Origin of the sequence: Oceanobacillus jordanicus (genome assembly GCF_022095695.1) — a bacterium.
GTDB lineage: Bacteria > Bacillota > Bacilli > Bacillales > Amphibacillaceae > Oceanobacillus_B > Oceanobacillus_B jordanicus.
This window is the reverse complement of sequence record NZ_JAIFZM010000015.1, coordinates 55,234-71,821: the sequence shown is the minus strand read 5'-3', so window position 1 is coordinate 71,821 and position 16,588 is coordinate 55,234. Positions and strand designations below refer to the sequence as shown.

Annotated in this window: 21 protein-coding genes and 1 riboswitch; of the genes, 20 read left to right on the top strand and 1 reads right to left on the bottom strand. The window is 40.0% G+C overall.

The window, feature by feature from the left end; all coding sequences use genetic code 11:
• The first annotated feature begins 18 nt into the window (after positions 1–18).
• The 7 genes from K3T81_RS15730 to nagB all read left to right on the top strand — a co-directional run bounded on the left by K3T81_RS15730 (position 19) and on the right by nagB (position 4,687).
• Positions 19–693, top strand: a complete 675-nt coding sequence (locus K3T81_RS15730; RefSeq protein WP_238020989.1) for an LPXTG cell wall anchor domain-containing protein — start codon at positions 19–21, stop codon at positions 691–693.
• A gap of 152 nt (positions 694–845) precedes the next feature.
• Positions 846–928: riboswitch (cyclic di-GMP riboswitch) on the top strand.
• 22 nt (positions 929–950) lie between these two features.
• Entirely contained in the window at positions 951–1,085 is a 135-nt protein-coding gene (locus tag K3T81_RS15725; protein WP_238020988.1) for an anti-repressor SinI family protein, read from the top strand.
• 71 nt (positions 1,086–1,156) lie between these two features.
• On the top strand, positions 1,157–1,486 hold the full coding sequence (locus K3T81_RS15720; RefSeq protein ID WP_036575146.1) for a helix-turn-helix domain-containing protein: 330 nt from the start codon (positions 1,157–1,159) through the stop codon (positions 1,484–1,486).
• Positions 1,487–1,687: 201 nt separating this feature from the next.
• Entirely contained in the window at positions 1,688–2,179 is a 492-nt protein-coding gene (locus tag K3T81_RS15715) for a VanZ family protein (RefSeq protein WP_238020987.1), read from the top strand.
• Between the two features lie 144 nt (positions 2,180–2,323).
• Positions 2,324–2,485 (top strand): hypothetical protein, encoded by a 162-nt coding sequence (locus K3T81_RS15710; protein WP_159033269.1) that lies wholly within the window; start codon positions 2,324–2,326, stop codon positions 2,483–2,485.
• 309 nt (positions 2,486–2,794) lie between these two features.
• Positions 2,795–3,958, top strand: a complete 1,164-nt coding sequence (gene nagA / locus K3T81_RS15705) for an N-acetylglucosamine-6-phosphate deacetylase (protein ID WP_275949844.1) — start codon at positions 2,795–2,797, stop codon at positions 3,956–3,958.
• Between the two features lie 3 nt (positions 3,959–3,961).
• Positions 3,962–4,687 (top strand): glucosamine-6-phosphate deaminase, encoded by a 726-nt coding sequence (gene nagB / locus K3T81_RS15700; protein WP_161464772.1) that lies wholly within the window; start codon positions 3,962–3,964, stop codon positions 4,685–4,687.
• A gap of 272 nt (positions 4,688–4,959) precedes the next feature.
• Here nagB and K3T81_RS15695 read toward each other — a convergent pair whose 3' ends face one another.
• Positions 4,960–5,601 carry a YigZ family protein gene (locus K3T81_RS15695; RefSeq protein WP_238020986.1) on the bottom strand — a complete coding sequence of 214 codons (642 nt, stop codon included), beginning with the start codon at positions 5,599–5,601 and terminating at the stop codon, positions 4,960–4,962.
• Between the two features lie 171 nt (positions 5,602–5,772).
• Here K3T81_RS15695 and K3T81_RS15690 point away from each other — a divergent pair, with 171 nt between their 5' ends.
• The 13 genes from K3T81_RS15690 to csrA all read left to right on the top strand — a co-directional run bounded on the left by K3T81_RS15690 (position 5,773) and on the right by csrA (position 16,571).
• Entirely contained in the window at positions 5,773–6,912 is a 1,140-nt protein-coding gene (locus K3T81_RS15690; RefSeq protein ID WP_238020985.1) for a sensor histidine kinase, read from the top strand.
• A 102-nt stretch (positions 6,913–7,014) separates the two neighbouring features.
• Positions 7,015–7,710, top strand: a complete 696-nt coding sequence (locus K3T81_RS15685; RefSeq protein WP_106897374.1) for a response regulator — start codon at positions 7,015–7,017, stop codon at positions 7,708–7,710.
• 289 nt (positions 7,711–7,999) lie between these two features.
• Complete coding sequence (locus tag K3T81_RS15680; RefSeq protein ID WP_238020984.1) at positions 8,000–8,842, top strand: DegV family protein; 843 nt, start codon at positions 8,000–8,002, stop codon at positions 8,840–8,842.
• A gap of 546 nt (positions 8,843–9,388) precedes the next feature.
• A complete protein-coding gene (locus K3T81_RS15675; RefSeq protein WP_249226180.1) occupies positions 9,389–10,534 on the top strand; it encodes an ATP-dependent helicase ComFA in 1,146 nt (381 codons plus the stop codon).
• Positions 10,534–11,208, top strand: coding sequence for a ComF family protein (locus tag K3T81_RS15670; protein ID WP_106897371.1), 675 nt, complete (start codon positions 10,534–10,536; stop codon positions 11,206–11,208). Before K3T81_RS15675 ends, K3T81_RS15670 begins: the two co-directional genes overlap by 1 nt.
• Positions 11,209–11,253: 45 nt before the next feature.
• The gene (locus K3T81_RS15665; RefSeq protein ID WP_058950937.1) at positions 11,254–11,667 is read left to right on the top strand and encodes a TIGR03826 family flagellar region protein; all 414 of its coding nucleotides are present in this window, start codon (positions 11,254–11,256) and stop codon (positions 11,665–11,667) included.
• A gap of 262 nt (positions 11,668–11,929) precedes the next feature.
• A complete protein-coding gene (gene flgM / locus K3T81_RS15660) occupies positions 11,930–12,190 on the top strand; it encodes a flagellar biosynthesis anti-sigma factor FlgM (protein ID WP_036575125.1) in 261 nt (86 codons plus the stop codon).
• 31 nt (positions 12,191–12,221) lie between these two features.
• On the top strand, positions 12,222–12,710 hold the full coding sequence (locus tag K3T81_RS15655; RefSeq protein ID WP_238020982.1) for a flagellar protein FlgN: 489 nt from the start codon (positions 12,222–12,224) through the stop codon (positions 12,708–12,710).
• Positions 12,711–12,732: 22 nt separating this feature from the next.
• Complete coding sequence (flgK, locus tag K3T81_RS15650; RefSeq protein WP_238020981.1) at positions 12,733–14,271, top strand: flagellar hook-associated protein FlgK; 1,539 nt, start codon at positions 12,733–12,735, stop codon at positions 14,269–14,271.
• Between the two features lie 9 nt (positions 14,272–14,280).
• The gene (flgL, locus tag K3T81_RS15645; RefSeq protein WP_238020980.1) at positions 14,281–15,153 is read left to right on the top strand and encodes a flagellar hook-associated protein FlgL; all 873 of its coding nucleotides are present in this window, start codon (positions 14,281–14,283) and stop codon (positions 15,151–15,153) included.
• A 91-nt stretch (positions 15,154–15,244) separates the two neighbouring features.
• On the top strand, positions 15,245–15,817 hold the full coding sequence (locus K3T81_RS15640) for a DUF6470 family protein (RefSeq protein ID WP_238020979.1): 573 nt from the start codon (positions 15,245–15,247) through the stop codon (positions 15,815–15,817).
• A gap of 74 nt (positions 15,818–15,891) precedes the next feature.
• Positions 15,892–16,341 carry a flagellar assembly protein FliW gene (fliW, locus tag K3T81_RS15635; RefSeq protein WP_238020978.1) on the top strand — a complete coding sequence of 150 codons (450 nt, stop codon included), beginning with the start codon at positions 15,892–15,894 and terminating at the stop codon, positions 16,339–16,341.
• A 2-nt stretch (positions 16,342–16,343) separates the two neighbouring features.
• Positions 16,344–16,571 carry a carbon storage regulator CsrA gene (gene csrA / locus K3T81_RS15630; protein ID WP_238020977.1) on the top strand — a complete coding sequence of 76 codons (228 nt, stop codon included), beginning with the start codon at positions 16,344–16,346 and terminating at the stop codon, positions 16,569–16,571.
• The last annotated feature ends 17 nt before the right edge of the window (positions 16,572–16,588 follow it).

The window sequence follows — 16,588 nt, the reverse complement described above, 5'->3', positions numbered from 1 at the left end:
TTTTAGGGGGTGGATTCCATGAATAAACGTTTCTTCATTCTAAGTTTTGTATTACTACTATGCAGCTTTATCCCATTAGGGTACGTATCTGCAGCGGAAGCAAATGAAGCAGACGCTTCTACTGAATTGGATATTCAACTTTCGCCAAACGACTATTTGTTCCAGGTTCCCAATATGAAGCCAGGCGATTGGGCACCAAGGGATCTTAAAATCTCTAATGACGGCAGACAGGATTTTAGTTATCATGTAGAGCTGGCAAATACGACGGAAGAGAAAAGGCTGTTTAATGAATTAATTATTGAAGTAGCAGACGGGGATGAACAACTTTATAAAGGGAATCTGCCGAATTTCGCCATCCCGGACAGAAGTCTGGATGTCGGAGAACAAGAGGAACTGAAGCTAACCGTTTATTTCCCAGACCATCTGGGGAACGAATTTCAAGGCCTTGAAACGGAGTTTGTTCTCATCTTCACCGCAGAAGGAGAGGAAGATCAGCAAGACTCCATCAGTGTAGGTGGTAATGTTAGTAATGGAGATGGGAATGGAACTTCGGGGGATAAAGGTGGAGCATCCTTACCTAATACATCAACAGATATTTTTACACTTCTCCTTATCGGAACGATTCTACTGGCAGTCGGGGGCAGCATTCTTGTTATACGTAAACTACGGTTGATTAAAGATCACCGTAGCTAATATTTTCCATATTCTTCGACAAAAACAGGTGTAAGATATTCCATTTCTCTTACAAAACTAGTTGAAATAAGACAAAAGAACCTACGCAAATAGTCGTGAATTTGTAGTATCATATTACTAGGCAGTTCTATTTAGTGTCATAACTACATTTCCTCAGAAAAAGGCATACTCATCGAAAGACGAGGACGCAAAATCACAGATCTAAGGCATATGCTAGGATGGCTGGGTTATCTGGAAATAATAATGGGGGATAGGATATGGAAAAAATAGTTGAGCAGTTATCATTAGATGGTGAATGGATTGAATTAATCAAAAAGGCAAAGAATCTTGGAATTACTGCAGAGGAAATACGTCAATTTCTAAAACAAACGGAATCATTACATAATGCTTGAATTTAATTGTACTTTATATAGAACTCCTCACCCACTTTATGTTATAATTCGCTTTGAAAGAAGGTGAGGGCATGATCGGTGAAAAAATCAAACAACTTCGCACTGAAAAAAAGATGTCCATTTCTGAATTAGCTGAAAGAGCAGGGGTCGCTAAATCATACCTTAGTTCGATTGAACGTAACCTTCAGACAAACCCATCGATCCAGTTTATTGAAAAAATAAGCACTGTTCTTGGTACGACGGTTAATGATCTTCTACGGGAAGAGAACATAAGCGGTCCTGAGGATTTAGATAACGAATGGTTGAAGATCGTACAGGAAGCAATGGAGTCTGGTGTTTCAAAAGAACAATTTAAGGAATATCTTGAGTTTAACAAATGGCGCAGTAATAAAGATAGATGACCCATCAAAGCCGTTGCAGTGATGCACGGTTTTTTGTTTGGCTTTTTCTCATTCGGGGTATTGCCGACATGGTGGATTAAGGTTATTTTATTAGGGTGGCCATTATAAATAACTCTGAATAAATAATTCATACATGTGCTGGGGGAAGCCCAAAAAGCGGACTACATAAAAGCATATATAACAAGACAAGGAGAATGAATTTTGAAGAAACACATTTTCTGGCTTTTACCCATATGCTGGATGGGGATCATTTTTTACTCTTCCCATCAGCCTTATGAAAATCAAGATGTGAAACCACTTTTGAACAATTTCATAAACGTAAGTTTTCTTGAGCCGTATTTAAACTGGTTATCCTTCACCTATCATGAAAGTGTCGTTAGCGTGGAAGAGTTAGGTGTTGCTGGATTTATCGAATTTTTCATTCGTAAAGGTGCCCACGTATCTGTGTTCTTAGTACTCTGTTTGCTTTTTTATGTGGCCTTTCGAAAAGCTGGAAAACAAAATCATAGTAAAGCGCTAATCTTCTCTTTGTTTCTAACGGTAATTTATGCCATATCGGATGAAATTCACCAAGGATTCACACCAAACAGAACGCCCTACGTAGGTGACGTCATACTTGATAGCTTTGGTGCCCTGTTGGCGGTAGGCCTACTTGTACTTTTTCATAAAAGAAAAGATAGAAGACCTCTATAAAGTTGTCCAGGGAAACGAATAAGGTAATGAGGTATTAATTTTTTGTAAATTTTGAGCATCTACGACAAGGTTCGACAACATTCTGTTCGTTCATATGCTATTATGCAACAGGTAAGATATTTTTCAAAAGGCGGGGTATGAATAATGGAGCAAGAAAAGTTTAAAACGATGCTAAAAAAAGTAATTCATGATACCGAAACGCATCATATACAATCCTCTCAAGAAATGATTCAGACTTTAATTGATGAACTCACACATGAAAGACTACTTCCGAATGTCCAGCAATCTGTACTGAAAAGTAAATAAAGTAAAAAGCGGTCAAGATAAACCGTTACGTTAAAGCTCGCCTCTTAAGAATGGTAGCAAATAGAGGAGAGCTTCTTTGTGGCGTAATTTTATGCTGCTAGTGTTCTCATAGATCTTTTTCCTGTATATAATTTCCCCTTGTGTTTCATTTTTCTTACACTCTTCGTTTTACCAATTTTTCCATTCTCCTAAAAAGTCTTTCTTTCTGAATCTTTTCTATTCAAATTCTTTATTATAGCGCTATCTCTTGCTCCATTTTCTATGAAAAAAATGGTATGATATATATTATAGTAGAGGAGGAAGAGACAGTTGCAAACAAGTCCCATTTACATAAAAAATGTTAGCATTTTAACAGAAGAAACGATTATGGAAGATAGCGCTCTTCTTTTAGAGAGCGGAAAAATATCTAAGATCGGGAAACAATCGGCCCTTCCGGATGAGATTCAAGAAATTGATGGGAAGGGAAAAATCGTTATACCTGGCTTTATAGACGGACACATCCATGGTGCAAACGGTGCAGATGTGATGGATGCAAGCAATACAGCACTTGATTCAATTGCTTCCGTTCTGCCAAGGGAAGGAACCACAAGTTTTCTGGCAACTACGATCACACAATCACCTGAAAACATTGAGAAAGCGCTAAAAACAGTTGCTGCCTATAAAAATAAGCCCGGACAGGCTGAAGTGATTGGCGTACACCTAGAAGGACCATTTATTGAAAAGTCCAAGGCAGGCGCGCAGCCACATGCTTATATTATGGAGCCTAGCATTGAACAGTTCGAGGAATGGCAAAAGTTATCGGGAGACAAGATTAAGACGATAACGATGGCGCCAGAGCACGATCCGGATGGAACCTTTATCCGCCACGTGTCAGACCAAGGGGTAATTGTATCAGCAGGGCACACAAATTCCAGTTTTTCAGATATGAAGCAAGCAGTAGAACATGGTGTCAAACAGGTGACCCACCTCTGCAATGCGATGACTGGTTTACATCATCGTGATGTAGGTACAGTGGGAGCAGCTTTCATGCTCCATGAATTACGGGCCGAATTGATTGCAGACGGCATTCATATAAGCAAGGAGATGCTGCAATTAGTTTACAAAACGATGGGCAGTGAAAGACTATTGCTAATTACGGATTCCATGCGGGCTAAATGCTTGCAACAGGGACGATACGAGCTTGGAGGGCAACCAGTTGTGGTAACGGAAGACCGCGCAGTTTTAGAAGATGGAACTTTGGCGGGGAGTATTTTAAAAATGCGTGATGGTGCGAAGCAAATGCTTGATTTAGATGGTGTTACACTACAAGAAGTAATCGAAATGGCTTCTGTAAATCCTGCAAAACAGCTTGGTTTATATGACCGAAAAGGAAGTATAACTGTAGGGAAGGATGCTGACTTGTTGTTAGTGGATCGTCAGCTTCATATTGCTTCTGCCATTTGTCGCGGGGAAGTAGCTTTTAGGGAGGAATAAAGGATGCAATTAAAAACAGTAGAAAATTACGAGGAAATGAGCAGGCTTGCTTGCTCTGTCATAATCCAAAGAATACAGCAACTAGATAATCCAGTTTTAGGTTTAGCAACAGGATCAACACCAGAAGGGTTGTACAAGCAAATGATCGAGCAGTACAAGCAGAAGAATGTTTCCTTCGAATCTGTTCGCACCTTTAATTTGGATGAATACGTTGGTTTAACCAAAGAAGACGAGCAAAGTTACGACTTCTATATGAAAGATAATTTGTTTCAACATATTGACATTGATCAAGCAAACACCCACTTACCAAACGGTGTGGCAGCAGACCTGGAGAAAGAGTGTATCGATTACGAAGCAAGAATTGAACAGGCTGGTGGTATTGATGTACAAGTATTGGGGATCGGATTAAATGGTCATATTGGCTTTAACGAGCCTGGAACTAACTTTTCTAGTAGAACGCACATCATTGATTTGGCGCCTTCAACAAGAAAAGCAAATGCCCGTTTTTTTGAAGATCTGGCCGAAGTTCCAGAGAAAGCCATTACAATGGGGATTGAAACAATCATGCAAAGCAAGGAGATCCTTTTGCTAGTATCAGGTGAAAAGAAAGCGGAAGCTGTTTCCAGAATGATAGAGGGAGAAATATCAGAAGAATTCCCAGCATCTATCTTGCAAAAACATCCAAATGTTACCGTGATTGGGGATAAAGCAGCACTTTCCTTGTTATAAAGTGAATTTGCAATCAGAGGGGGGGCGTTCTTCCCCCACTGATTGCAAGTTGAACGAATCGGGGTGTTAGCGTCCGTTACTTCCCTTAAACATCACTGTTTTACTTCATGTTTTGAAGTGGGGGTCTTACGGACGGTTGCACCAGGATAACGCTTGTTTGAATTGCTGCGTGGGAAAGGAAAGAGGTTTCGCTCAGAGCACTAGTAACTAAGCTGGATCCCTTTTTACCAGGAAGAAACAAGCTGTTTCTAAGCAGGCGCTCTGAGCTTTTCTTATTTTGGTTCAACATCTATCTCAACATATTTCTGATCGGTTTGTAATAGTGTGGCCTGATCACTTGTCAGGTCAACAATCCAGTCCTGGAAGCTATCTTCTTCACCTGTTTTTACATAGACGATAAACTCTACTTTCTCCAGATAGTTGATTGTTTCAAGGATATAGTCGGATTGCCGCAACACATTTTCCAGCTTGCCAAGCAATGTATACGCAACCGTAATAGAAATTCCCTGCATTAATTGTCTTTTTACAATACCGCTACCTTGGAGTGCTTCTGTAGTCGCATTACCGTAAGCGCGGATTAGTCCGCCAGCTCCAAGTTTAATACCGCCAAAGTATCGTGTAACAACGACAACCGTATCTTTTAGATTTTTCTTCTTGAGAACTTCAAGTATAGGGACTCCAGCTGTACCACTAGGCTCGCCATCATCATTAGCTTTTTGAATCTGGTCATGTTCGCCGATCATATAAGCAGAGCAGTTATGTGTTGCAGCATTATGTTTCTTTTTAATCTCCTGAATAAACTGCTGGGCCTCCTCTTCTGTTTCTACTCTAGCCACATGGCCAATAAACCGTGACTTTTGTATGATTATTTCTTCAATAGCAGTTTGTTTTACTGTGAAATAAGTTGCTAACATGTTGCATTTAGCCTCCTTAACAGACATGATATAATTATAGAGTGTGCTAGAATGCATCCTCATGCACATAGGTAGGAAGTCGGGTCTGAAAAAATGTAAGATACATGATAAAAGGCCCTATAAAAATTCAAAATATATACGTATAATTATAACATAGGTTGGTGGGAGACGATGGCACAAAAGATTAGCGAAACAGCACTCGATTATATTATTAATGAAATGATTGAGGTAGTCGAAAACAGCAAGGACGAGATTTTTAATATTAGTGAAGAAGCACGTAGTGAACATGAACACCTCGTCCGAGAGTTAAAAGACACAAAGCATAAAGTCGCCCAACATATTGAGGATGGAGACCAACTGGAACAAAAGGTGCGGTTTTCCAGACAAAGACTTGCAGAGGTAAGTAGGTATTTTGATAAGTACTCAGAAAATGAGATTCGGGAAGTATATGAAAATACCCATGCCATGCAAACAAAGCTAGCAATGCTCAGGCAAGAAGAGAGTGCTCTAAGAGAGAAACGCGATGATTTAGAGCGACGTTTAATATCCTTAAGCCAAACGATAGACAGGGCGGAGGGGTTAGCAGGGAAAATATCGGTTATCCTTAACTATTTACACGATGACTTTAGACAGGTTAATGAAATGATTGAGGAAGCCAAGGAAAAGCAGGAATTCGGTCTGAAAATCATTGAAGCACAGGAAGACGAGCGGAGAAAGATTTCCAGAGAGATTCATGATGGGCCTGCTCAGATGCTCGCCAATATATTGCTACGCTCTGAATTGGTAGATCGTATTTTTCGTCAAAACAATGTGGATCAAGCACTGGATGAAATTAAAGATATTCGAAAAATGATCAGGTCTTCTCTTTATGAAGTCCGCCGGATTATTTACGATTTACGACCAATGGCTTTAGATGATCTTGGTCTTATCCCTACCATCAGAAAATATGTTGCGACAATCGCGGATTATAATAATATGAAAATAGAATTTGCTTCCATTGGGGAAGAAAAACGCTTGAACACGAAATACGAGGTTGCTTTCTTTCGTCTTGTTCAAGAAGCTTTACAAAATGCAGTGAAGCACTCAGAGGCGACAAGAATTCAGGTTAAACTAGAGATATGCACACAAAATTTAACGATGTTGATAAAAGACAATGGGAAAGGCTTTGATACTTCGATGAAGCGGGACAAGTCTTTCGGTTTAATTGGAATGCGTGAAAGAGTAGAGATGCTAGAAGGCAAGCTCGAAATTAATTCCAATATTGGCAAAGGAACTTCAATTATAATAAAAGTTCCTTATACGCTTAGCTAAGGTTATACTAGTAGATAAGAGATTTTAAATAAAATACACTATCAATCTATCATCGTATTGTAATAGGGTAAAAATAGAAAAAGAACCTGGAGGAGCAAAGATATGAATACGACGGAAAAACAAATAAAAATTGTACTTATTGATGATCACAAATTATTTCGTGAAGGGGTTAAGCGAATTCTCGACTTCGAACCATCCTTTGATGTGGTTGCAGAAGGAGACGACGGATCTGTTGCTTCCAAACTGGTTAAAGAAAACGAGCCAGATGTAGTCTTGATGGATATAAATATGCCGAACATGAATGGTGTACAAGCTACAGCAGATCTTGTGCGCTACTTTCCAAATACCAGTGTGATCATTCTATCCATTCATGATGATGAAAGCTATGTGACACATGCTTTAAAAACAGGAGCACAAGGATATTTGTTAAAAGAAATGGACTCCGATGCGTTAATTGAAGCAATTAAAGTGGTAACAGAAGGCGGCTCTTATTTACACCCTAAAGTTACCCATAACCTTGTCCTAGAGTACCGGAGACTTGCGAAAGAAAATAATTCTAATATTACAGAAAATGGCATCGAATACCGCAAACCACTGCATTTACTAACAAAGAGAGAATGTCAGGTACTACAACTCCTTGCAGATGGAAAGAGTAATCGTGCAGTAGCTGAGACGTTATATATTAGTGAAAAAACAGTGAAAAACCATGTTAGTAACATATTGCAAAAAATGAATGTAAATGATCGTACGCAAGCTGTTGTCTCTGCAATTCGCAAAGGATGGGTAGAGGTTCTCTAGTAGATTTTTTGGTTCCCTATGTATAATTTGTTCCTGCCACAACGTACTATCTTTATAGCTAATTGACTATAGCGTGCACCCTGGATAACGAAACCGGGGTGTTTTTTTATGTGTAGTTTCGGGTGGGGGCGTATGCACAGAATACAGGTCTATGAAATGCTTTTTATTTAATAAACAAACTGATGCATTTTCTTATCGATTCATGTAAAATAATAATGTCTTAGGCATTATTCTAATAAAATTATAAATACTAAACGTAATATGCTAGAGCAAAAAGGAGAAGGTAGTTATGAAGGTTGCTGTTATGACAGACAGTACGGCATATATTCCTCGCGATATCCGCAAGCAGCATAACATACATATGGTACCTCTTACTGTTGTTTTTGACGATGGATCGTTCAGAGAAGAAATGGATATTTCCACGGAAACATTTTACCAAAAAGTAAAAACAACGAAATCACTACCAAAAACATCCCAGCCATCTATTGGATATGTAACAGAGAAGTTGGAAGAGTTGGCTAAGGATTATGATGCTGTGATTTCCGTCCACCTTTCTAGTGGTATCAGTGGTACCTACCAGACTGTTGCCAGTGCTGGACGAATGGTAGAGGGCATCAAGGTACATGCTTTTGATTCAGAATTAAGCTGTATGCCACAGGGCTTTTATGCACTGGAAGCAGCAGAGATGGCGGAACAAGGGAAAACACCAGAAGAAATCATGGAACGGCTTCAAGAAATGAAACAATCTATGCGAGCTTATTTTATGGTAGATGATCTTACAAATTTACAGCGGGGTGGACGGCTGAATGGAGCACAAGCAATTGTTGGAAGCTTGTTGCAAGTAAAGCCAGTACTTCATTTTGTTGATAAAGTTATTGTTCCATTTGAAAAAATTCGCACCCGAAAAAAAGCTATTGCTAGAATTATGGGAATGGTTGAAGAAGATGCCGCACAAGGTAATGAACTGCGCATTGTCTTTATCCATGGGAATAACGAAGAAGCTGCATTAGAATTACAAGAAGAATTCCGGGGAAGGTACCCTGAAATGGATACTTCGATCAGTTATTTTGGACCGGTAATTGGAACGCATCTAGGGCAAGGCTCTATTGGCGTTGGCTGGTATAAAAAGTAACTTCAATTAATCAAGTAAAGCTTAAAAGAAAAGCTCCAATTAGCGCTAAGGTAACTTCGCTTCTGGTGGGCACGGTCTCAGCCTCGGGCCAACAGAGCGTTGGTCACGTAGGCGTTGCCGCAATATGTAGTGTTTTTAACCAATATTTCTTCTCCTAACTTCCGGGATCTTCGTATTAGAGTTCTCCCCACTGAACAAGTAAGACTTCCTCAGCTATTGATGACAAGCAGAACAGTCACCGTTCATTAATCATATCTCTATAGAAAGGAAATGGTTTTTATGGTCGTTCCACTCAACAGGCAGGAGCTTATGGATCTTGCAAAGAACGTCACTGGAAAATTATTGCTTCGTCAGGAAATCCCTCTCTCTGCATTCCACTTCACACAAGCTGTAGAACAAAAATTTATCCGAGCTGTCCCCTCATTTACCAAGAAACATTTCACCCTGCAATGTAATCGTTGTGGAAATAACGAAAAGCGTCTTATGGCACAATATCCCTGTAGTATTTGTAATAAAACGCATAGTTATTGTCGAAAGTGTATCGCTATGGGGAGGGTGAGTGAGTGTACTATGCTTTATGAATGGTCTGGCCCTGTACCGGAATGGAAAATACACGCTGACCCCTGTACATGGAAGGGAACCTTGACGGAGGCACAACAAAAAGCTGCCGATCGTATTGCCAGCGCTGTTGTAAATAAAGAAAAAGAACTACTATCATGGGCAGTTTGCGGTGCAGGCAAAACAGAGATGTTATTTCCTGCCATCACCATAGCATTAAAACAGGGAAAGCGTATCTGTTTGGCCACACCGAGAGCAGATGTCGTCCGTGAGCTCCAACCACGTATCCAGCAGGCATTTTCCGACGTTACAGTACAAGCACTTTATGGTGGGAGCAAGGACAAAAAAGGTACAGCACAGCTAATTCTTGCCACTACGCATCAATTACTTCGATTTAAGCAGGCCTTTGATGTCATGATCATTGATGAAATAGATGCCTTTCCTTTTCATGCCGAACCATCCCTTTCGTTTGCTGCAGAACGAGCAATTAAACTAGACAGTACCACGATCTACCTAACAGCTACACCAAGAAAACAGCAACTGAAACGAATTCGCAACAATCTCCTTCCCCATATTTTTGTCCCTCGTCGCTTTCATAGTTATCCACTTCCAGTACCGCAGATGAAGCAAGTTTCACAGCTTAAAAGTCAGTTGAAAAAGAAAGAACTCCCTCCGAGCTTTTTGAAATGGCTTCTTATTCGAAAGCATCCGCAACGACAAATTCTTGTGTTTGTTCCCACCGTCTCCTTAGCCGACCACTTATCAGTGCCTCTAACGGACCTTTTAATTAGCTATGACATTATCACGTCAAAACAGCAGGCAAGCACTGTGCATGCTTCTGATGGAGATAGGGAGGAGAAAGTTCAATCCTTTCGTGACCGGGATTTATTTATGCTGTTAACTACAACCATATTAGAACGTGGGGTAACCTTTCCGTCTGTGGATGTCATTATTTTGGATGCAGGTCATCATGTATTTGACCAAGCCGCGATTGTGCAAATTGCCGGAAGGGCCGGGAGAAGTACAGATGACCCATTTGGTGACGTACTATTATTTCATGATGGCAAAACGGAAGCCATGGTAGAAGCAGTCGAGTCGATTCGAAAAATGAACAAGCGAGGAGGTTTTGCCTAATGCATTGTTTATGGTGTGATGAGGAAATTATCCCTTCCGTAAACTGGGGCAATCTTCTGTTGCCATCCAGGCCCGCCTCTCTTTGTGAGAAATGCGAGAGTGAATTAGAGCAGATAGAAGGGGATAGATGCAGAAAATGCAGTAGGAAAACAGCAGAGGTCGTTTGCCGAGATTGCCAGTGGTGGGAATCGCAAAAGCGCAATGTTTTAGCTGGTAATTACTCTGTGTATACCTATAATGCCTTTATGCGAGAAATAATTGCAAAGTGGAAATACCGTGGTGACTATATTCTAAGAAATGTTTTTGCAGAAGTTTTTACAGAAGGATATTATCAAGCATTCGGGAAGAAAAAAGATGCCATTATCATCCCTATTCCTCTAAGCGAAAACCGACTAAAGGAAAGGGGGTTTAATCAAGCTGAAGCACTAGCTGCATTTCTTCCTAACCAATCCAAAAGCCTACTAGCCAGAATAGATAGTGAAAAACAATCGAAAAAATCTAGAAAGCAAAGAATCACGAGAAAGAACCCATTTACCTTAAAAGAAACACTTAACAAACCAGCTATTTTGGTCGATGATATATATACAACAGGTACAACCATCAGACATGCAGCAGAGCTTTTAAAGCAAAATGGTTGTCCAGAGGTTTATTCTTATACCTTAATTCGAGGGTAGGCTCTGTCGCACTGTTATAATTATAGAATCAAAGGAGAACGTATAATGGCTGAATTAGCAAACTGCTCCCGCTGTGATGCGGTATTTGTTAAAGGACTGCGGGATATATGCCAGAGCTGCTATAAAGAAGAGGAAGCAGCATTTGAAACGGTTTATAGTTTTCTACGGGTAAGAAAAAATAGAGAAGCAACCCTTCAGGAGGTTGTGGAGGCAACTGGGGTAGATCAGATGCTCATCCTAAAATTTGTGAAACAAAAAAGGTTAAGAACATCGCAGTTTCCTCAACTTTCCTATCCTTGTGCAAAATGTGGAGAACCGATTGTCCAAGGAGAAATGTGTGACAAATGTACGAAAGAGTTAAAGGATGATTTGGAGCGGTTTGAGAAAAATAAATCACTTGAACAAAAAAGTGAACAAAACGAACCAGGTAGAACGTACTATTTATTTGATAAATCTTAATTAATACTTTAGAAATCCTAAATAATACCGATATAATGAACAAGAGAATGTTACCATTGGTATTTATAATAGTGCGTGTTCAAAAAGGAGGATATAGAGGACCAAGAAGTTCGAGGCGGTGTAGCTTTGAGTACCGGAACGTATGTAATTAATACGTGAGGAATGGAAAAGCAAGCCAACGAAGAAATTCGATGTGTCATTTGTACCGGACTTTTGAACAACCTATAAAAGAAGAATATTCAAGTAAAGAGGTGTGAAGGCCATGAAGATTAACGGACCTAATCAAACGAACTTTAATCCATATAAGAGTCATCTACAAAAACACACGGAGATAAAAAAAGAAACCAAGCAGGATCAATTGGAAATCTCTAATCAAGCAAAACAGCTACAAGAGAGTGAAAAGACAAATCCAGCACGTGCAGAGTATATACAAAATATAAAAAAAGCAGTGGATGCTGGAGAATATAAAGTCGACCCAGAAAAGACCGCACAAAAAATGATCGATTTCTGGTCAGGTAAATAGAGTTTTCGGATAACAGGGAGGACAACACCCCATGTCAATTCAAAAAGTGCAAGAAGCATTAAATAGTCTAGTAAAGCTTCATGAAGCTCTACTAGAAATCTCCCGAGAAAAAACAGAGGTTATAAAGGAAGGGAAAGTAGAGAAGCTGCAGTCCATTCTTGTAAAAGAGAGAAAGCGGATTCGAGAATTAGAACAGACCGAGACTACCCGTATCCAAACAGTAGAAGCCTTTGTTAAGGAGCACCCATCCGTTAGTGATCCATCCATTACTTCCTTATTGGAGCATTTGGATAAAGAGGAAGAAAAGACGGAACTTGAAGCCAGTGCCATTTCGCTAACAGAAGCTATCACAAAATTAAAACAACAGGAGCAGCTTAACGAGGCATTAATTAACCAGTCTATGCAATTTGTGCAGCTCTCCCTTGATTTAATGAATCCCTCTCTTAAAAACTTGAATTATGGGGAAGGGAAGGCAGCTTCTTCTGCTGGCAAACGATCGGTATTTGATTCAAAGGCTTAATAAAGAATAAAGGAGTAAGATGATGAGCACATTTCACGGATTGGAAATGGCCAAGCAAGCGTTGTTTACCCAGCAATCAGCGCTCTATACAACAGGTCACAATATTTCAAATGCAAATACAGAAGGTTACTCTAGACAACGGGTTAATTTCGAAACGATGAATCCTTTTCCTGCTGGATCAAGGAATCGTCCTGAAATTCCTGGCCAACTAGGGACTGGTGTGCAAGCTGGTTCAGTAGAAAGAGTAAGAGATAGCTTTCTAGACTACCAATACCGTTCTGAGAACAGCAAAACAGGGTATTGGGAATCGCTTTCCAATTCATATGTCAGAATGGAAGGCATTATGAACGAACCATCAGATAGTGGCTTATCTAAGACGATGGATAGTTTCTGGCAATCACTTCAGGATTTAGCAACAACGCCTGAAAATTCAGGTGCGAGATCTGTTGTAGCAGAACGAGGGCGCGCTGTGGCTGAGACATTTAACTATTTATCTGAATCATTAAGCTCTATTCGAACAGACTTGAAAACACAGATCGATGTATCTGTAAGTGATGCCAACTCGTTGCTAAGACAAATCGATGGTGTAAACGCACAGATAAGTGCATTAGAACCACATGGCTACCTGCCCAATGATCTTTATGATGAGCGAGACAGATTAGTAGACAAACTTTCTGGCATGATGAACATCAAGGTTAGCTATGACAAGAGTTCTGAAAGCTCCCCCGATATAGCGGCTGGACTTGCAAGCATTGAAGTTGTCGATGACAAGGGAAAAGCCCTTACCCCACCTGTTAAACTCGTCGATGGCAAAAATGCAGGTAATGAAGAAGCAGTTAATAAAATTGAGATAGAATACGCAAACGATGATACAGCTGCGGTAACTGGACTTACTGCTGATGGCAACTCTATTATGTCATCAAATGGTTCGATCAAAGGACTAATTGATGCATACGGATATGAAGCAGAAGACGGAGACGGTGTTACTGGAACCTATACCGATATGTTGGCAGACCTTGATAAAATGGCGAAGACTTTTGCGGAAGCGTTTAATGCAGTACATCGTTCAGGTAAGGATCTTGACGGTAATGAAGGCTTAGATTTCTTTGAATTTAAAGATGGCCTAGATGGTACTGCAGAGGGCTTAACAGTTAACCAAGATATCCTGGATGAACCTGATCTTATTGCAGCTGCCCCAGGAGACGAAACAGGTAATACAGGAAATGGCGGCAATGCTTCGAAGCTAGCAGAGGTATTTAATGATACATCATTAGCAGACGATCCGCTTGGGAAAAATACTTCCGTTAATACATTTTATCAATCTTTAATTGGTGAGATGGGGGTACAATCTCAAGAAGCTAGTAGAATGACAGCAAACGCCAATATTCTTCGTTCTCAAGTAGAAGATCAACGTATGTCAGTAAGCTCTGTTTCACTTGATGAGGAAATGTCTAATATGATCAAGTTCCAGCATGCCTATAGTGCTGCTGCAAGAAGTATGACCACAATTGATGAAATGCTTGATCGCGTCATCAACAATATGGGATTAGTAGGAAGGTAGGGGAAATAAATGCGTATAACACAAGGAATGTTATCCAATAACATGCTACGTAATCTAACGTCCAGTTATTCAAAAATGGATACACTGATGGATCAAGTTAGTACAGGCAAAAAGATAAACCGCCCTTCCGATGATCCGGTTATTGCGATGAAAGGAATGGGCTATCGCACAGAGCTCAAGCAAATTGAACAATATAAACGTAATACGAGTGAAGTTCATAACTGGATGGATAATACGGATTCCGCACTCGATAAAGCAACGCAAACGATGCAAAAGTTACGTGAACTTGCTGTACAGGCAAGCAATGATACATATGATGCTTCCGAGCGTGAAAACATTATGAATGAAGTAACACAGTTGAAAGAGCATATGATGGATATTGCGAATACCAGTGTGAATGGGAAGTATATTTTTAATGGGACAGATACAGAGACACCGCCCGTTAATGAGGATGGCGAATTTGAACCTTCCAGTACAAGTCCAGTTTTAATTGATGTGGCTGGTGGGACAAAGCTACAAGCTAACGTAAATCCCGAAGATGTTTTTGGAAATGATCTATTTGCAAACATTGATTCATTTATTGCAGACCTTGAGAGCAATGATCAAGAAGCAATCGAAGGTAATATATCTAGCCTGCAAGGTGGAATTGATAACATTATTAATGCTCGTGCGGACCTTGGGGCTCGTATGAATCGACTCGAACTTGTTGAAAATAGATTAAGCGAACAGGAAATTGTCGCGACGAGTACAATGGCTGAAAATGAAGATGTGGATTATGAAAAAGCCATTACGGAATTGATTACCCAGGAGAGCTTACATCGAGCAGCACTGTCTGCTGGCTCTAAAATTATTCAACCGTCCTTAATTGATTTTCTTCGGTAGTTCTCATAAACCCTGACCCAGAAAAGGGCGCAGGGTTTATTTCATTTTAAACAAACAGTGATTATTCAAGATGATAAGGTGGTGGAATAAGGTGAAGTTACCACAAATCAGGATGCAGTCCCAAATGGCCCAAATTCAAATACAGCAAACACGGGCTAGACAGGAGATCAGGCAACCGAAAGCGGACCTAACGATTCAACAGCCGGCGGCAGAGATGACGATGAATACAACACCCTCCAAATTAAAGATAGATCAAACGAAAGCATGGGAGGATATGAACCTCATGCATATTTTTAAACGAAATGATCGTTTTGCACAGGAAGGCCTTGCAGCGGTGAAAGAAGGAATGGCACGTCGTGCTAGGCAGGGAACAGCGCTGATGAAGATTGAAAATGGTGGGAACCCGATTACAACGCAAGCAAAGGCTAATTCGGAAGAGCCAATGAAGTCGCTCGAACTGACATTTATCCCATCAACCTTTAGTGTGAAAACAAGCTATCAACCATCTCAATTAGATATTTCGGTGAAAACCAATGCACCTATAATCGAAGCCAAGTCAAACAAACCGGAAATAAGCTATATTCCAGGTAAGGTTGAAACAGGGATGAAACAGCAGCCATCATTAGAGATTGATTTTGTTAATTTACACCGTGGGGATGAATAAAGGGCAACGTTGAAATAGTTCACTATATTATATATGAATACGATATTTTTCTATTAGACGAAAGGAAGGTTTTTTTGAGAATTCAAACTAGGTATTTAGGCGAAGTGGAAGTAGAGGAACAGCAACTGATTCATTTTGCAAAAGGTATTCCTGGCTTTATAGATGAAAAACGTTTTGTATTATTAGAATTAGCGGATAATCCTGCTTTTCAAATCCTACAATCTGTCGAGACAAAGGATGTGGCTTTTGTTATAACAACCCCGCATACCGTTTACCCGGATTATACGATTAAATTGGATGACGCCATTATGGAGAGTCTGCAAATAGAGACTGAAAAGGATGTTCTATTATTTTCTATTGTCACGTTAAAGAGTCCATTTCAAAAAAGCACATTAAACTTAAAATCCCCGCTCGTCATTAATCCGAGAAGTAAACGAGGCAAGCAATATATCGTAGCGATAGATGAATATTCTACAACAGCTCCAATTGTTCCAGAAACACCAATGGAAGCGAAAGGGGAATAACCATGCTTGTACTTAGACGGAAAAATAATGAGTCCATTCAAATAGGTGAAGAGATTGAAATCAAAGTTCTCGGCATTGAAGGAGATCAAGTAAAGATAGGAATTGAAGCACCAGAATCTGTAGATATTTACCGCAAAGAGCTTTACATAGATACAAAACAGCAAAATAATGAGGCACTTAATATTTCAGAAGACTTGCTACAGCTTCTGAAAAAAACGGAGAAGCAGTAGAAGTTTTCGTATTCTGC